This window comes from Brevibacillus fortis (assembly GCF_046196545.1).
In the GTDB taxonomy this organism is placed as follows: Bacteria; Bacillota; Bacilli; order Brevibacillales; family Brevibacillaceae; genus Brevibacillus; species Brevibacillus fortis_A.
In genome coordinates, this window is record NZ_CP176370.1 from 3457176 (window position 1) to 3473805 (window position 16630).

13 protein-coding genes, 2 tRNA genes and 1 pseudogene are annotated in these 16630 nt (G+C 46.2%); 3 read left to right on the forward strand and 13 right to left on the reverse strand.

Going from position 1 to position 16630, the window contains the following annotated elements:
- Window positions 1-30: 30 nt before the first annotated feature.
- Window positions 31-4536 carry an edeine non-ribosomal peptide synthetase EdeP gene (edeP, locus tag ACKKE8_RS17090; protein WP_409174133.1) on the reverse strand — a complete coding sequence of 1502 codons (4506 nt, stop codon included), beginning with the start codon at window positions 4534-4536 and terminating at the stop codon, window positions 31-33.
- A 300-nt stretch (window positions 4537-4836) separates the two neighbouring features.
- Between edeP and edeQ the strand changes: the two genes are divergently transcribed.
- Window positions 4837-5274 carry an edeine self-resistance N-acetyltransferase EdeQ gene (gene edeQ / locus ACKKE8_RS17095; protein WP_409174134.1) on the forward strand — a complete coding sequence of 146 codons (438 nt, stop codon included), beginning with the start codon at window positions 4837-4839 and terminating at the stop codon, window positions 5272-5274.
- Between the two features lie 159 nt (window positions 5275-5433).
- Here the strand turns inward: edeQ and ACKKE8_RS17100 are convergent.
- The 12 genes and pseudogenes from ACKKE8_RS17100 to ACKKE8_RS17155 all read right to left on the reverse strand — a co-directional run bounded on the left by ACKKE8_RS17100 (window position 5434) and on the right by ACKKE8_RS17155 (window position 14531).
- A tRNA-Leu gene (locus tag ACKKE8_RS17100) sits at window positions 5434-5515 on the reverse strand.
- Between the two features lie 45 nt (window positions 5516-5560).
- Window positions 5561-5645: transfer RNA gene (locus ACKKE8_RS17105), tRNA-Tyr, on the reverse strand.
- Window positions 5646-5737: 92 nt separating this feature from the next.
- Window positions 5738-6055 carry a hypothetical protein gene (locus ACKKE8_RS17110; protein WP_409174135.1) on the reverse strand — a complete coding sequence of 106 codons (318 nt, stop codon included), beginning with the start codon at window positions 6053-6055 and terminating at the stop codon, window positions 5738-5740.
- A gap of 66 nt (window positions 6056-6121) precedes the next feature.
- Window positions 6122-6688 carry a thioredoxin family protein gene (locus tag ACKKE8_RS17115; RefSeq protein WP_409174136.1) on the reverse strand — a complete coding sequence of 189 codons (567 nt, stop codon included), beginning with the start codon at window positions 6686-6688 and terminating at the stop codon, window positions 6122-6124.
- Window positions 6689-6715: 27 nt separating this feature from the next.
- Window positions 6716-6886 (reverse strand): YycC family protein, encoded by a 171-nt coding sequence (locus ACKKE8_RS17120; protein WP_015891498.1) that lies wholly within the window; start codon window positions 6884-6886, stop codon window positions 6716-6718.
- 171 nt (window positions 6887-7057) lie between these two features.
- A pseudogene (locus ACKKE8_RS17125) lies at window positions 7058-7434 on the reverse strand (serine hydrolase); the annotation flags it as partial.
- Between the two features lie 270 nt (window positions 7435-7704).
- Entirely contained in the window at window positions 7705-7899 is a 195-nt protein-coding gene (locus ACKKE8_RS17130; protein ID WP_409174137.1) for a hypothetical protein, read from the reverse strand.
- 172 nt (window positions 7900-8071) lie between these two features.
- Window positions 8072-8605, reverse strand: coding sequence for a TlpA family protein disulfide reductase (locus ACKKE8_RS17135; RefSeq protein ID WP_409174138.1), 534 nt, complete (start codon window positions 8603-8605; stop codon window positions 8072-8074).
- Window positions 8606-8628: 23 nt separating this feature from the next.
- Window positions 8629-9339 (reverse strand): cytochrome c biogenesis CcdA family protein, encoded by a 711-nt coding sequence (locus tag ACKKE8_RS17140; RefSeq protein WP_007727213.1) that lies wholly within the window; start codon window positions 9337-9339, stop codon window positions 8629-8631.
- Window positions 9340-9682: 343 nt separating this feature from the next.
- A complete protein-coding gene (locus ACKKE8_RS17145) occupies window positions 9683-10909 on the reverse strand; it encodes an efflux RND transporter periplasmic adaptor subunit (RefSeq protein WP_409174139.1) in 1227 nt (408 codons plus the stop codon).
- Between the two features lie 28 nt (window positions 10910-10937).
- On the reverse strand, window positions 10938-14075 hold the full coding sequence (locus ACKKE8_RS17150; protein ID WP_409174140.1) for an efflux RND transporter permease subunit: 3138 nt from the start codon (window positions 14073-14075) through the stop codon (window positions 10938-10940).
- Window positions 14076-14198: 123 nt separating this feature from the next.
- Entirely contained in the window at window positions 14199-14531 is a 333-nt protein-coding gene (locus tag ACKKE8_RS17155; protein ID WP_007727206.1) for a MarR family winged helix-turn-helix transcriptional regulator, read from the reverse strand.
- Window positions 14532-14702: 171 nt separating this feature from the next.
- Between ACKKE8_RS17155 and ACKKE8_RS17160 the strand changes: the two genes are divergently transcribed.
- Together ACKKE8_RS17160 and ACKKE8_RS17165 are read left to right on the forward strand one after the other, a co-directional pair.
- Window positions 14703-15938: a sensor histidine kinase gene (locus tag ACKKE8_RS17160; RefSeq protein ID WP_409174141.1), complete on the forward strand. Its 1236-nt coding sequence runs from the start codon at window positions 14703-14705 to the stop codon at window positions 15936-15938.
- Complete coding sequence (locus ACKKE8_RS17165) at window positions 15935-16621, forward strand: response regulator (protein WP_409174142.1); 687 nt, start codon at window positions 15935-15937, stop codon at window positions 16619-16621. The genes ACKKE8_RS17160 and ACKKE8_RS17165 overlap by 4 nt, the downstream gene beginning before the upstream one ends.
- Window positions 16622-16630 lie beyond the last annotated feature (9 nt).

The following is a 16630-nucleotide window of genomic DNA, read 5'->3' on the forward strand; positions in this document are numbered from 1 at the left end:
CCGTCATTCTTAAACGCTCGTCTTCTCTTGTTAACCAAACAACAAATCCAGTTCATTTTGTGTCAATTCCACATCTTCGAAATCCGATGGAGTAAATTCTGGGACGTCCTGACGGCAACAATGATCAATGAGCTGCTCCAATTCACTGAAAAACAACGCAAGCAACTTCTCGATGGTCTCCTCGCGATACTTGCGCAAGCTGTACGTAACAGAAACCTGAAGTTCTCCTTGTCGAATGAGAGCAGCCACGTCAAGCAGTGCTGTCAAATGATTACCCACTCCGGCATCAACCGCCAAGTTTCCTCCCATTAGAACCAGATCATCACTCAGTTGATTATCAACGGTTCCCAGATAATTGAATCGAACATGGGACTTTTCCTCTGCCGCTAGCAGATGAGGCTTAAGCCAACCAAACCCAAGCCCCCCCATCGGAATCTGACGCAATTTCTCCTTTACTGCTTTTAAATGATCAGTCCGATTGGATGGATTCGTTTCGAACAGAACAGGATACATGCTGGTAAACCATCCTACTGTTCTGGTTACGTTCATCGCTTGAATAGAAGACTCACGCCCATGCGATTCCATTACCAGCAAGAGACGCTGTCTTTCAAACAAATCACACAATGTCCGGGTAAGTGCTGCAACCAATAGGTCTTGGGGACCCGTGTTGAACATTCGGTTGGCCGTTGTCAACAGTCGTGACGTTATCTCCGCTGAAAGCGTGCGAGTAGATGTAGCGCTGTATTCTACCAAGTCTTCGCCAAAATCGTAATCCGTAGGAAGTTTGTCTTCCGGTATGGAAAACATGTCCCAATATGCTTTTTCTTTGCTTGCCTGATCCGACTGGTAAAAGGCGGAGACTTCCTTTATCCACGCTTGCATCGAATGGGTTTTATCCGGCAAGACAATCGGCTCATTCCGTTTAAGACTGGCCAAGGCTCCCATCAAATCTTCCAGGAGAATCCTCCAGGAGACACCGTCCACAGCAAGATGATGGGCCGTCAGAAACAATCGCTGAGGTCGATCGGGATCTAATTCAAAGAGGCAACCGGTAAACAGCAAAGATTCTTCCAGCTTGAAGCTCACAGCGCAAGCTCTCATCGCCTCAAGCATTCTACTCTCCTGTTCTTCTTGCGGTAAGGAAGAAAGGTCGACGCAAGACACTGACACTCGGTTGGTAAGGTGGCGCTCATTGTAAAAGAGCTTCCCCTCTTTTGAAGAGTAATTGAGTCGCAGACAATCGTGATGGTTAACCAGTGCAGTCAGACTCGCTTCAAACTCCTCCAGCGTTACTTTTTCTTTGCTTTCAATGAGCAACGACTGGTTCCAATGATCAGCATTGCGGAACTGTTGTGACAGAAACCAAGAAACGATGGGAGATGACGGCAACTCGCCAGTACACGGCTCTTGTGAGATCTGTTCCACTCCCCAGCTCCAGTCACTTCTCGCTTTTAGTTCTGCAATCGTGTCATAAATCAAGATGTCTCTTACCGGAATCTTGATTCCCCGCTGATGCAATCGATAGGAAACCTGAATCGCCTTGATCGAATCCCCCCCTAGTTGGGAAAACGGGTCATGTAGACCAAATGGTGAACGACCGAGCACGTCCTCATACACTTCAACCAATAGCTTGTCAAACTCGTCACGAGGACTGGTTTCATCCTCCGCACCTTTTCGTTCCATGATAGGTTCGGGAAGCTGTTTTCGATCTACCTTGCCGTTTGAGGTCAGCGGAAACTGTTCAAGCTGCACGATTTGCGAAGGGATCATGTATGCGGGCAATCGACTTGCCAGTTCTTCGCGGAGCTCTTTTTCCCGGAAAGATGTTTCCGTGATCAAATATGCACAAAGGTACTTCCGCCCCCACGTATCCATGCGATCAATCACCACTGCCTCACGCACAGAAGAATGACCAAGTAGCTGCTGTTCAATTTCACCCAATTCAATGCGGTAACCATGAATCTTCACCTGATAGTCAGCCCGCCCCAGATACTCCATGACTCCATTTGGCCGATAGCGAACCAGATCGCCTGTCTTGTACATTACTTTACCTGGCTGAAACGGATCGGGTAGGAAACGCTCTTGCGTCAATTCGTCGCGGTTAAGATACCCCCGTGCCATACTATCTCCCGAGATGAATAGCTCTCCTGTCGATCCAATCGGGATTGGTTTCCCATATGAATCCAAAATGTAGAGCTGCACGTTATTGATCGGATGTCCAATCGGCACAGAACCTGCGACATCGGTCTTAGGATCGTATTGATAGATCATGCAACCGACTACTGTCTCAGTAGGGCCATACTCATTGAGAATTTCGATTTGTCCGTTCCATTTCGCATGAATCACCTCAGCCAAACTCACCTTCAAGTCCTCGCCGCCCACAATGACTCTCTTTACTGTAGTAGAAGGCAAAGCGATTTCTTGTAGCAAAAACAGATGGGCAGGTGTCAGCTTTACAACATGGGAGCGTCCGTCCCTAAAGATCCGGGATAACACAAATTCTGAATCGGAGTGCGGATAGATAACCATCCGATTTCCCTTTACCAACGGGCAAAAAATGGATGTAACGGTCAAATCAAATGCCAGTGAGGAATAGAAAGCAAACGCTTCGTCAGGACTGGAGAGATATCGGTCTTTCGCCCACGAAATATAGTTGACTAACCCTCGATGAGTAACCATGACCCCCTTCGGATTTCCGGTAGAGCCTGACGTATAAATGACATAGGCCAAATCCTCTGGCTGATTAACCGATTCCAGGATTGCGCCATCATGTAGATACAGCGACGAATCACCAAGCTCCAGTATTTCTTTGGACCACGAAATAACCTCTGTTCGCGCGGTGTGGCGCAGCAACAGGTCCGCTCCAGAATCAGACAGCAGATATTCGATGCGCTGCGAAGGGAGTTGAGGGTCAATCGGAAGGTAAGCCCCCCCTGCTTTGAGCACGGCCAACAGCCCGATGATCATCTCTGGCGAATGATCTGCCAGAAGCCCAACAATTACGCCAGGGCCAACTCCTCTGTTTCGCAACGACTGAGAGAGTCGATTCACTTGATCATGCAGTTCCTGAAATGTCAGCATGCGCCCCTCTGACTCCAAGGCAACTCCCTGTGGCGAGCGTTTTACCTGCTCTTCAAACAACTGGACAATCGTCTTCTCGCTAGGATAGGAAGCAGCTGTATCGTTCCACGTTTTGAGTTGTAGTGCCAACTCTTCGTCAGCAAGGAAGTTCAGATTGGACAGCGCTACTTCTGGATTCGCGATCATCTGATTGAGCAGCCTTACGAGATGATCCGCTATTCGATCAACATCATTTTCCGTGTACTCAGCGATCTTATAATCCAATTCCAGCGTCAATCGTTCATCTGTAGCCCATTCCCTGATAATTACTTGGAGCGAATACAACTGGTGACCGTTGTAAAACTCCTCGTTCGTCACGGGGTACCCGCCAATGGTGAAGGGCAGCTGCGTGCTGTAATAATTGACACAAATCTGAAAGAGGCTGTCATAGCCATGTTTCTTCAATTCCAACTCTTGAGCCAACAAATCGTAGGGATATTTCTGATGAAAAAAACAGGAAGTCAATTCCCTGTTGACATATTTGACATAATCGAAGGCATCCATTTCCATCGGAACTGCCAGACGAAATGGCATGGTGCTAGTGAACATCCCGAATATTTTGCGCTCCACTTTTCCTGAGCGGTTTAACAGCGGAGTACCGATCACGATTTCTTCTTGCCTCGTACAACGCTGAAGGTAAAGACTGACGAGAGCCACAAACAAGGAATTTAGCGAGCATTTCATCTGGATTGCAAACTCGCGTATTCTAGTCGAATCTTCACGGTTGAATGCATAGACTTTGCGCTTGCCTTCGGTCGTATCTGTTGCCTTTTGTAATGTCGTGATCACGGGCAAGCTCTGAAACTTGTCCCGCCAGTATCGCTTGTCCTTTTCAAATCTCTCAGACTGAGAATAGGCATGCTCCCTGTCGACAAAAGCTTGATAAGCGTGTTCATCTCCTACTTGAACGGTACCGCCTGCCAACAACGTGTCATAATAGTGAGCAATTTGTTCAGTCATAATGGAGATGGACCAACCATCAGCAATCAAATGGTGAAACTTTACAAAATATCCCACATCTTCGTCACTCAGTTGAATCAGACAAAAGTAGAATAGAGGCTCCTGTCCGATCGAAAATGGTTTTGCAAACAAAGCTTGCAGGAATTGTCTGCACCGATCAGGGGCATTCGGTTCCTGTCTGAAATCAAACACCTGCAATGGCTGCGGTTCGTACTCTCCAACAAACTGAAGGATTGTTTCTTCCTCCTGATAGTTGAGTCGCAAAGCATCGTTCTTTTGAATGAACAGGTGAATGGCCGCTTCCAGTACATCCAGTTTCACCTTTCCTTGAACTCGCACCATCCCCCCTAACGTATGGATAGGAAGCTGTGGATGTAATTTTTCCGTATACCAGATACGCTTTTGTGGATGACTTAAAGGATATCCCACCTTCGATTGCTTCTTATCCTGGCGCAATGCATATCCCCCCTTTCGGAATTGTGCAGATGTAATCACAATTCGAACATGGTAAAAAATCTTTTTGATTACAAATACTTCCATTCCCAACTATATAGATGACTCTTCTATAGTGTCAAATGAATTTTCCATAAAATGTTATTTCTGAAAATTAAATGAATTCCATCTCTTTTTCCTTTTTCTAGCGCTGCATAGAACGGAAAAAAATTTGTACACACTATTGATTTTGGCTGCCTTTTCACGTAGGATTAAATGTAATATATTGGTAAAAAAAGCCCTCGGAAGGATGAATGTGATTAGATGTCTGTGACACTTCGTGAAGTAACCCTGGAAAACTGGGAAGAGTGTATTGAATTGGAACCTACTCCTGAACAGAGTGAGTTTGTTGCCCCGAACCTCTACTCCATCGCCGAAGCAAAGTTTCAAACTACATTTGTCCCTTTGGCCATCTACCACGAGGACACGATGGTTGGCTTTGTCATGTATGGGCTTGACCCCGACGATGGGAATTATTGGATTTACAGACTCTTAGTTGATGCAAAGTACCAACGGCAAGGTTACGGACGTGCTGCGATTTCGCAAGTCATTGATATACTGAAAGCTAAAGACGATTGTCAAAAAATTGTCATTGGTTATGCCCCAGCTAATGTCGCAGCCGAAAACCTTTACGCTTCACTCGGATTTCAAAAAAATGGCATGGTTCTGTTTGGCGAGACGATTGCAGAATTGAACTTTTAAGCTAGCTGTTTTCGTTCCCCAAAATAAAAACAGCGGCGACCTAAGACCTGAAAATCAAGTCTTAGACTCGCCGCTGTTCGAATTGTTTTCCGTATATGTAAAAAGCACACTAACCATGTGTCTGTAAACATCATGGTTAGTGTGCGTTCGTTTTTGATATGGTGCCGGTGAAGGGACTTGAACCCCCACGGTTTCCCTCACGATTTTGAGTCGCGCGCGTCTGCCATTCCGCCACACCGGCATGTGAAACTATGAATAAGATAGCACATCATCGATAGAAAATCAATGGTGGGGAGAGACGGATTCGAACCGCCGAACCCGGAGGGAGCAGATTTACAGTCTGCCGTGTTTAGCCACTTCACTATCTCCCCACAATATGTGCTGTCTATCTTCTGCGTCTACTCTCTTCAACCAGAAGCGACATTTATTAATCTACCATGAACTTTGTTTGACGTCAATATATTTATTTGGATTGATTCTCTTTTTTCGCCAAGATCTCTTGTGCCCACTCGTGAAAGACTCGCAGTGCTTCGTCTACTTCTTGAAATGTTGCTTCTCCCTCACAGGAGTATTCCGGGAAGTCTAGTATGCGGTTTTTGCGAATCTTTACTTGTTCTTCTTCGCATTTTATCTCCAAGAAGTAGGGAACGGCTTCATCTATCCCATAGCTATTTTCTAAAAACTCGTAGGTACGTACCCACTCCAGAATTCGAACTTCAGATGCCTTTAAGCGAAGCACCTGCTCCAAGGACATAATGGTTTCATTCCCGTAGTAATACATGTTATTCAGCCCTTCTGCATGAAAATGGACGGAGCCGTGACTCCGCCCTGTTATTGTTGTAATAAATTAGATCGAGGAAAGCAGCTCTCTCAGTTCTTTGACAATCACTTGCTGGTAGCCAGTGCCTTCTCCATACTGCTCGAGCATTTCAGCACGTGCCACTTTGATCTTGTCTTCATAATCTGATGCGTTTCGGTCCGGGTTTTGTTGTTTAAAGGCTGTCATGACATCCTGAACATGCTTCGGTCGCGGTCCCCATTTTGCCAGAACATGTCCACCCGTGTCCGCGAAAATAACAACAGGGATCGCCCGACCGCCCATCGTGAGAAACTCATCCATGAGATCGAGATGTTCTTCCATCACCATAATTTCTACTGGCATGTCTGTTTCTTTCAAGGCATGCAAGACGACTGGCAAGTTGCGAACGACATCTCCACACCAGTCCGCAGCCAAAATCAAGCATCTGAGGTCATCACGATGCTGGAGAGAGGCAAAAAACGCACGGTCTTGTTCATCCTCCCATGAAAATGCATCCGACCAGTTTTGGTATGTATCCTGATTTTTTGTCATGCTTTCCACAAACGCTTGTGGCTTGAGCCCCGTACGGAATTTATGTGCTACGTTTGCCCCCATCTTGTCTCCTCCTTTTTGATCGCTCACCTATTCTTGATTTTTATTCGCAGCTTCGTTTGCTTCCTTTTCTTGATTAGCCAGCTCCATCATTTTTTGCAACAAGATATGCTGTGGCATGTGCATGAGACGCTCCAAGGGTACCTGAAGTGCTTCCGCCAGCTTGACAGCCGTCTCCGGTGATATTTGTAATGGACGCATGTCACTTTTGCTCCTTTCCCTTGCTTTCATCAGTCCTTTCAGTATAATACACAGCCGTTAAACCTGCCAGCATACAAGCCTGGCACTGGGGAGCCATAAAAAAAACAAGCTAACATCACATCATTGATTAAAATGACATTAGCTTGCTGGGCAGCAGATGGGATCGCTTGCCTATTTGCCAAATTCCGCTTGCAAAATGTTATGAAAACTATCGGAAACGTTAGCTTGACCCATATAGTGGATATTGGTGGCAACCCCTGGAATGCCCCCTGAGTGGCCCCAGACCGAGACCCCATTCTTCAGCCTCGTTTCATATATCCCAAGACCATATCCATTGGCAAGATCTTTCCTTCCCGTAGTGACTGAGGTAAGCATTTGTTTGAACTGCTCTTCCTTTAGTAATTTACCACCGAGCAAAGCTGAGAAGAACTTGTTCAAGTCGTCAGCAGTCGAAATCATATCTCCGGCTGAGCTCGCTTTGCTTGGATTATCATAAGTGACGTTTTTCAGCTCACTTGCCCGTTTGGTTGGCGATACCCCCGGGCGTGGTTTATCCTCTACATCATAGGATGTGGTTGCTTGCTGCTCCATACTAGCAGCACGGCTATCATTCCCGCCAGTTACACAACGTCAACATGTACTTTGTATCCTGTTGGCTCTACTGAACCCCTTTTTCACGCCTAATTCCCCATGAAAAATAAAAAAAGAGCCACCCGTAGGCAGCTCCAAAATGGAGGCAGTCTGTATATCCCCTTCTCACCGCACGCGATGGGACTCTCTCTCATGAACACAATATTCCGCACATGGAAAAGGACGAACTATGGCTTTTGCTTAGTGAGAATGCAAGGTACACCAAAGCCGATCGCGCCGGGCTGGGACATCTGTTCCAGATATGCCAACCCTCGTGCACATTGGCGCTTGCATACTTGACATGTATGGGACGTTACGATTTTCAGCTGTACTTGATTGGGGTGCTGTCGCGTATTCTTCTTTATTTTTTTGCCCTTGGCCATCCGTTTTCCTCCCTTTACCCTGGATCACTCCAGTCTATGAAGGAGAACACCCCTGCTCTTTAGGCAAGCATACAAAATCAAGATATGCACCTGCAAAATGGGCCTTGTCATACGAGTCAACAAATAGAAAAAGCCGCCGGAGAATTCTCTCCAAACGACTTATGAGCCTTTCCTATGGCTTTGGACTCAACAACTGGCGCAGTTCCAGCTCCAGTGTAGAAGCATCAACCATGCCGATTATCTTCTTTTGTACGATCCCATTTGCGTCAATCAAGTAAGTAGTTGGGAATGCCATCACCTTGTAACGGTTCGACACAGTACCAGCTACGTCCATCGGTATCGGAAATGTCAGCTTGTAGTTGGTGACGAAGGCCATGGCTGCTTCTGGGCTGTCATTGCTCGTGACGTTCACACCATACAGATCAACCTGTCCTCCGTATTTTTCGTAGACTTTTTGTAAATCAGGCGCCTCCAGCTTGCAGGGTCCACACCAGGATGCCCAAAAGTTCAAGACTAATGGTTTCGCCCTTTTTCCTTCTACCTTGTACGTCTGCTGGTCCAATCCTGTCAGAGTAAAATGAGGAGCAGCAAAGCCAACTTCCGGTTTTTGAACCTCTGCTACGATTGCGGCCGTTTCTTGAGGCTTTTCCCAAACAGCAAGTCCGACCCCCAATAATACGAGTACCGCGAGCAACAGCTTTTTCATTTTGTCACCTCTGCCCTACTGAGTTAGAATCCCGTAAAGCCTCCGTACATTTGAATGAGAACGCGTGTAATATCCGTCAGTTTATCTGTATACAGAAGAATACCAAACAAAATCATAATGGCTCCTCCGATTTTCATAAACAGGTCGGAATACTTCACAATCGCGTTCACCTTACTGATAAAGAACGTCATGACAAAAAATGGAATGGCGAATCCGAGCGTATACGCCAATGTGTAAGCCAAGGCGCTTGATGGATTGGAAACGCCCATGACGATAATGCCAGAAAGAATAGGTCCCACACAAGGTGTCCATCCAGCTGCATACGTCATTCCCACCAGTATGGACCCAGTATACCCCAATGGCCTCGATTTTAAATCGATTTTAAAAGAACGCATCATCCAATCCATTTTAAACACGCCAAGCATAACCAAACCAATGACAGCAAGCAAAATACCGCCCAGTTGACGAATCAAGTCCTGTTGGTCCGTGAACAAGCTTCCGATCCAAGATGTAGACAGCCCGAGCGCAACGAAAATGATCGAAAACCCGACAATGAAGAAAAAGGTATGCAAGAAGGCTTGCTTGCGAAAAACAGCTCTCCCTTTCTTCACTTCATCAACCGTAACCCCAGTTATGTAAGACAAAAAGGACGGATAAAGCGGCAGGCAGCAAGGGGAAATAAACGAGAGGAAACCTGCTGCAAAAGCCAAAAACACAGTAATATCGCCAGTCATATGTACCTCCGGTGGGTATTTTATCCACTATCCTCTCATTGTATCGAATCTTTCCCCCCTTCAAAAGTAGCAAAGACACTTTGTCTTAAATCCGTGACAATTTACTTTACATAATATTGATTATGTCTTAAAACTCGGCACAAAACGTAACAATTGGATGGTTAAATCCGGTCCGTTTTAGAAAATAGTTCAGGTTTGTGACAAATGTGACACAGGATAATCAACAGACTGTGGTTTGCGGAAGTACAAAGGAAGACACCTCCCTTTTATAGTGAGACGAGTACTTCCATTGTACACAAAAAAGAGGCGGATGTACTCCGCCCCTTCCCTGCTACTCTTTTTCTTACTGAATAGTGACTTTGCCGCCATCTTGAAGCAGTGTTTGCCCTTTTACCACGATCTTATCGCCGGCAGACAAGCCTGTCAAAATTTCGATCTGATCACTGGAGGATTTGCCTGTAGTGACCTCGACTTGTTTTGCAATGTCACCTTCCAGTTTGAATACATACTGCTTACCATCGCGATCAAAAACTGCACCGCGCGTTACAACGATCGATTTTGTTCCACTTTCCCCAACCGATGGGAAGGTTACATTCACAACCATATCCGACTTCAGCTCATTGGATGGGTTTGGAATCGTAATCTCCACTGGGTATGCCTTCAGCTGCGTGTCCATTACTGGGCTCATCGCCGATACTTTGGCATCAATCGTTTTTCCTGTCGATTGTACGTTTACTTTTACGGTAGTTCCTACTTTTACTTTTGTGATATCTGCTTCTGACAGATTCGCTTTTACCAGAAGTGGGTTCGTGTTAACAACAACCACAACTGGTTGCTGACCTGCCATTTGACCAACTGCGCCGTTTACGCTGGAAATATATCCGTTGATCGGAGACGTCACAGTCGCATTCGCTAATTGCTCACGAGCATTCTGCAGGCTTACTTGCGCTTGCTGTACAGAAGCTTCGGAAACTTGCACACTCGTTTTTTGCCCGGCAGATTGCACTGCCTGCTGCGCGTTATCATAAGAGGTCTGTGCCGTTGTCAGTTGGGAGTTTGCCTGTTCCATCTGCTGAGCGGAAATCGCTCCTTGTGAAAAGAGCTGTTGCATCCGCTGCTGGTTTACTTTTGCATCCTGAAGGGCAGTTTCTGCCTGCTTCAGGCTATTTTTCGCTTGAACCAAGCCTTGATCAGAGCTGCTGCCTGCTTGGTTTAAGCTCGCTTTTGATACGTTGTAGGCTGCTTCTGCTTGTTTGACACCGTTCACCAGATCTTTTTCATCGAGCTTGAACAATACTTGACCTTTTGTCACGTATTGGCCCAGTTTCACTGGCAGGGAAGAAATTTTCCCACCCATTTTCGGGGAGACTTGCACTTCCTCACTCGGCGCCAGCTTTGCCGTGAGACCAGAATCTGATACCACTGTGCCCGTTGCAACCGTTTCAACCTGTACAGGGGTTGCCGCTTCCACTGTTTCCGTAGGCGGCGTTTCCGCTTGCGGGTTGGAGCACCCTGCCACTAGCGTGATAGCCAGCAATGCCAAAATGACGGGTTTTTTACTTAGTTTCATGTATGTCCCTCCTCTTCCCACAAACGTCTTACGATTCCAAAGCGGGATTGATTTTCTTTTGTTTCTTTTCTAGTTTCTTTTCTAGCTTTAACTGGCGCTTCAAGCGTCTCTTTTTCCCTAAATCATCAAACCAGGAAGCAACGACAGGTACCAGAACCAGTGTAATCAATGTAGAGAATCCGAGACCGAAAATAACCGTCACGGCCATTGGTGCATTCGTCTCAGATCCAGCACCGCCAGAAAACGCGAGCGGTCCAATCGCCAGAATGGTGGTGAGTGTCGTCATCAAAATCGGACGAAGACGAATCGGCCCAGCATGCAGGATCGCATCAAACAGCTCCATACCTTTTGCACGTAATTGGTTCACGTAGTCGATCAATACAATCGCGTTGTTCACGACCAGACCGATCAACAAAATGTACCCGATCAGAACACCAACGCTGATCGTTGTGCCTGTCGCCAATAGTCCAAGCAGAACGCCTGTAACGGTCGGTGGCACGGAGAACATGATGATAAATGGGGTGTAGAACGATTCAAACTGTGCTGCCATTACCATATAGAGAAGCACAACTGACAGTACAATCGCGAGAGCAAGGCTGCTGAATGATTCCATCATTTCTTCACTTTGCCCGCCAAAATCTACTTTGTAGCCATCCGGGAGATTCAGCTTCGAGATTTTCTCTTGCACTTCCCGTGTGACAGAGCTCAAGTCACGCCCTGCCAAATCACTCGTTACTTGAACTTCACGGCTTGAGTTGGCACGGTTAATCGATACAGGCACATCTATCTTACTGATAGTCGCAACTGAGGTCAGCGCGATCTGTGCTCCACCTGGAGCGGAAATTCGCATATTGTTCAAGAAGTTGATATCTTCCTGAAACTCTTTCGGCAGCTTGAGGTTGACGTCAATCTCGTCATCACCTGTACGATAATACGTTACCGTTTGACCTTGGAAGGAAGTGCGAACACTCGAGAGAATTTGTCCTGTCGTCAATCCGTATATGCTCGCTTTCTCAGCATCGATCTTCACTTCCAGCTCTTGTCTTGATTCTTCCAAGCTGGTTGTTACGTTACTCGTACCAGATACCTTCTCAATTTCACCTTTAATGATACCACTAATGTCTTTCAATACTGCCAGATCATCCCCGCTAACCTTTAGTTGGATTGGGGAACCCGTAGACATACCCGTTGGTGCGCTTACCTTGATTTCAGGTCCAGCAATATCTTTCAGCTTTGCCTGGAGATCCATCACAACTTCATTGGAGGAACGTGTGCGCTGGTCGAGATCTACCAGCATCAGGCTGATCGTTCCCTGATTGGATGACAATGTGCTCGCTATTGGTGATGCATTGCTGCCAACCGAAGTCGCAACAATTTTCTTCTCCGGTACCGTGTTAACAATTTCTTCTACTTGTCTGGTTACTTTTTCTGTTTCAGCCAGAACGGTACCATTTGGCATTTTGATGGAGATATTTACTTGACCTTGGTCCATCGCCGGGATAAACTCTGCCCCGATCAATGGCGTCAATGCAAGAGAGCCCACCATCATGACAACCGAAGAAATCATGACCGTTTTACGATGGCCCAATGACCATTTTAACAATCTTTGGTAGCCTTTTTCTACTTTGCTAAATCCAATGTTGAACCAAGTAACAGGATTGATTCCACGATAGTTCTCATGATGCGTATGCGACGGAATTTTGTTCAAAATTCTCGAACTCAGCATCGGCACGAGCAAAATAGAGAATACAAGCGCCGCAATATGTGAGTAAACAACCGTCAATGCAAGTGGTCCAAACAACTCAGAAGCAATACCTTCTGTGAGGGCAATCGGCAAGAATACGCAAATTTGCGCCAAAGCCGAAGCCATAACTGCCGTACCTACTTCTTTGGAGCCATCCAAAGCAGCTTCCATCATGCCTTTTCCCTGTTCTCGATGGCGGAAAACATTCTCGAGCATAACAACTGCAAAGTCAATCAATGATCCCAATCCCAATGTCAAACCAGAGAGGGAGATCAGGTTGATCGTCTGTCCAGTCATGTACATCAGCAAGAACGTAGCAACGATCGATACGGGGAGAACGATGACCGCAATAACCATGGATCGCAAGCTGCCCAAGAAGAAGAACAGCAAGATCATACCGATACCGCCACCCAACAGGGCATGTTCAGCGGTAGTGTAAACGGAATCCTTAATGTAGATGGATGTATCTAGAGTCGTAATGATTTCTACGCCTTCTGGCAGCTCGCTTTTGATTTTCTCTAGCTCAGCTTTTACATTATCTGCTACCTCAATGGTGTTTCCGCCAGAAGCTTTTGTCACTTTAATACCCAAGCTAGGTGTTCCATTTACGTAACTCATTTGCGTTACATCTTGATTCGTGTCTTTTACTTCGGCAATATCGCTGAGTCTGATAGAGTTTCCTCCGACAGAGATTGGTGTCAGCGCGATTTGTTCGATATCGGCAAACTCACCTTGGACACGGATGTTGAGCTTGGCGTCACCCTCGCGTACGGCTCCACCGGAACCTGACAAGTTGCTGGTCTGTAGAGCTTGCTGAACTTGGTCAAGTGACAGTCCGTACGCCGCTAGTTTGGCTGGGTCGACTGTAACATCGATGATCCGGCTTTGTCCGCCGCTGATGGAAGCAGATGCGACCCCATCAATACGCTCCAGGCGTGATTGGATCATATCCTCTGCCATCTTTTTCAATTTGTTGATGTCTTGCTCACCCGTCACCGCAAACTCAATGATCGGTGTACTGTTCGGGTCAATACGCAGTACGCGTGGCGCTCTGGCTGAGTCAGGCAAAGAGCCACGAACCTGATCTACCTTCTCCCGCATGTCGAGAGTCGCCTGATCAAGGTCTGTCCCCCAGTTGAACATGAGGATAACCTGCGAAGCGCCTTCCATCGATACCGATTGTATACTATCTAAATCGGATACCGTTGCAAGTGCGTCCTCAATCGGTTTCGTTACCAGTTTTTCTACCTCACTCGGAGATCCGCCGTCAACGGATGTAACCACGACAGCAACCGGGAAGTTAAGATCCGGCATGAGATCAATCGACAAGCGAGGCAGTGAAACGAAACCAAAAATCATCATGGCCAGAGTCAACATAATCATGGTGACCGGGCGTTTAATCGATAGTTCAGAAAGATTCAATCCACTCACCTCTTCTTTATATATCTGCTAATTTTCTGTGAGTAATAGTTCGCTTGACGAAATGAATAAGGTGAACCTCGATTAACATTTCGTTTAACGAAATATCAAGGGATGAAACCATTTTTAGACGGTTTGTGAATTTCCCCATTTCACATCTCGCTGTTGGTATACACGCTCTGTCAGTGACACCCACACAACTCGTCGATCTGATTGGTCTCGGAACCTGCGTACCAGGTTTTCCTGCTCCAACCGGTTAATGAGACCGGAAGTTGTGCTGTATGAAAGACCGACAGTCTTACTTATGTCCCCCATCGTTTTTGGCCCGTTTCCAAGCTGCTCCAGAATCAAGACCTGTTGCCAGGTTACATCGCTTGTATCCAGCTCTTGCTCAGAAATCGTGGTAAACAAAACACTGGCTTCTTGCAGGAGTTTTGCCAACTGAATCAGTTCTTTCATGAGAACCTCCCTTGCCATCCTTACTACCACTCCACACCCATAATTAATCGTTTATTTCCCAAAAATAATTCTACTGAAATGTATATGTAGTGAAGTCTACCCAGGGGTAGATTTCTGAAAGGGATTTATCTATCTGGAGATAGACGACAACGCATGCTAGAATGAAGTTAAGTGATTATTCGGCAGAGAAAGAAGGACTTCTCATTGTTGAAGATAATGATGAAAGCCATACAAAAACGTTTACTGATCATGTGGTTTTCCATCTTAATTGTTTTAGCTTTGCTTCCTGATTCGTTTAAACGGGAAACACCGTTGCAATTTTCTCTTACCATTGTACTATTTATTTGTTACCTTGTGGTATTTTGGACTTCCAAGAAAAAATGGAAGCCTTTCCAATTCGAGTTCGTGACAGTCGTGCTTGGAATGGTCTCGTTACTTAAGTCTCTCCTCTTAGGTGGTGAGGGCTTCGGCTTGATGCTCCCACTCGCTGTTTTTATCGGGTTTCACATTCATGGACGCCGTGCGTTGGCTTATGCTACTTTTTTTGGTACGTGCAGTACGCTTTTTTTATATTTTGAAGAAAACCTGAAATTCACGCACATCATCTCTTATATTCTTACGTATGTGGGTTGCTACATCGGCGCACGTGGCTATCGAATTCAAACAGAAGCATATGAAACCAACCAACAGCACTTAGAGCAGCTGCAAAAAGCACATACAGAGTTGCAAGAGGCGCACTTACAACTTCAAGAAGCGGCGCTTCATTCCCTTCAAGTAGCGGTTCTTGAAGAACGAACGAGAATTGCCCGTGATATTCACGATGCATTAGGCCATAGTTTGACTTCACTCATTGTCCAGTTACATGCCTTGAAGTATATGTTGCAGGATGGACCTGACAACGCACAAGAAGCCGTGCGCAACATGCTCGGAGTTGCCAAGCAAAGTCTGGAGGATATTCGCACGTCTGTCCATACATTGGCTCTGGATAAAACCTCTTTGGGACTTACGCCTCTGCGAGCTCTCTTGTCGCAGGCTCAAAAGCATACAGGAATAAAAATGGAACTGATTTGTTCCGATCTCGACATTCCGCTCTCTCAAGAAATGACGATTACGTTTTATCGAATTTTACAAGAAGCGATCACCAATTCCCTACGTCATTCTGACGCAAAAGAAATTCTCGTCATCATTGAACAAAAGAAGGACATCCTTTTGTTGTCCATTCGAGACGATGGAAGCATCACAAGCGACCAAAAAATCAAACCTGGCTTTGGCCTAACTGGCATATCTGAACGAATTCAGTTATTGAACGGAACTCTCGCTTATCGCATTCGAGAGCCCCACGGATTCCAACTCGATTTCAGTTTTCCGATTCGCCAGACTGAACCTGAAAGGAGCATGCGAACATGACCAGTAAACAAAAAGAAGGAGCCATTCGCGTGGTCCTAGTAGATGACCAAACCATGATTCGCCAAGGTTTGGGTTATGTCATTCAAATGCAATCCGATATGGAAGTAATTGGGGAAGCTTCCGATGGCGTGGAAGCTGTAGAACTGATTGGCGCCCTCGTACCTGATGTGGTCTTGATGGATGTTCAGATGCCCAACAAGTCTGGTATTGAAGCTACAAGAGAAATCATGCAGCAGCATCCTCGCACGAAGGTATTGATTCTTACCACCTTTGACAATCACAATTATGTGGTGGAAGGGATTCGTGCTGGAGCCGTCGGCTATATGTTAAAGGATGCCGACTCTCAGGAAATGCTTGATCTAATTCGCAGAGCCCATCAGGGAGAAGCCCTCTTCCACACCGTGACAGCTGCAAAAGCCCTTGCCGAAGCTCTACAAGGTCAACCTGAAACTTCCGATTCGACTACCTCTCCCCATTCAGTTTTGCTAGACGAACTAACGGATCGAGAGTTGGATGTACTTCAACAAATTGCAGATGGCTATCGAAATGATCAGATTGCGCAAAACTTATTTATCTCAGAAGGCACAGTAAAAACACACGTACATCGGATTTTGCAAAAAATGGGTGTCGAGGATCGTACGCAGGCAGTGGCAAAAGCTCTGCGGCACAAAATCGTGAAATAAATCAGACAG

What these genes read in the sequence shown, in the direction of transcription:
- ACKKE8_RS17155 (WP_007727206.1), bottom strand. Translation starts at nt 14,531, where the DNA reads ATGAAAGAACTGATTCAGTTGGCAAAACTCCTGCAAGAAGCCAGTGTT.
- ACKKE8_RS17130 (WP_409174137.1), bottom strand. Translation starts at nt 7,899, where the DNA reads ATGGCCAAGGGCAAAAAAATAAAGAAGAATACGCGACAGCACCCCAAT.
- ACKKE8_RS17120 (WP_015891498.1), bottom strand. Translation starts at nt 6,886, where the DNA reads ATGCGTCCATTACAAATATCACCGGAGACGGCTGTCAAGCTGGCGGAA.
- ACKKE8_RS17135 (WP_409174138.1), bottom strand. Translation starts at nt 8,605, where the DNA reads ATGAAAAAGCTGTTGCTCGCGGTACTCGTATTATTGGGGGTCGGACTT.
- ACKKE8_RS17165 (WP_409174142.1), top strand. Translation starts at nt 15,935, where the DNA reads ATGACCAGTAAACAAAAAGAAGGAGCCATTCGCGTGGTCCTAGTAGAT.
- ACKKE8_RS17140 (WP_007727213.1), bottom strand. Translation starts at nt 9,339, where the DNA reads ATGACTGGCGATATTACTGTGTTTTTGGCTTTTGCAGCAGGTTTCCTC.
- ACKKE8_RS17110 (WP_409174135.1), bottom strand. Translation starts at nt 6,055, where the DNA reads ATGTATTACTACGGGAATGAAACCATTATGTCCTTGGAGCAGGTGCTT.
- ACKKE8_RS17145 (WP_409174139.1), bottom strand. Translation starts at nt 10,909, where the DNA reads ATGAAACTAAGTAAAAAACCCGTCATTTTGGCATTGCTGGCTATCACG.
- edeQ (WP_409174134.1), top strand. Translation starts at nt 4,837, where the DNA reads ATGTCTGTGACACTTCGTGAAGTAACCCTGGAAAACTGGGAAGAGTGT.
- ACKKE8_RS17115 (WP_409174136.1), bottom strand. Translation starts at nt 6,688, where the DNA reads ATGGGGGCAAACGTAGCACATAAATTCCGTACGGGGCTCAAGCCACAA.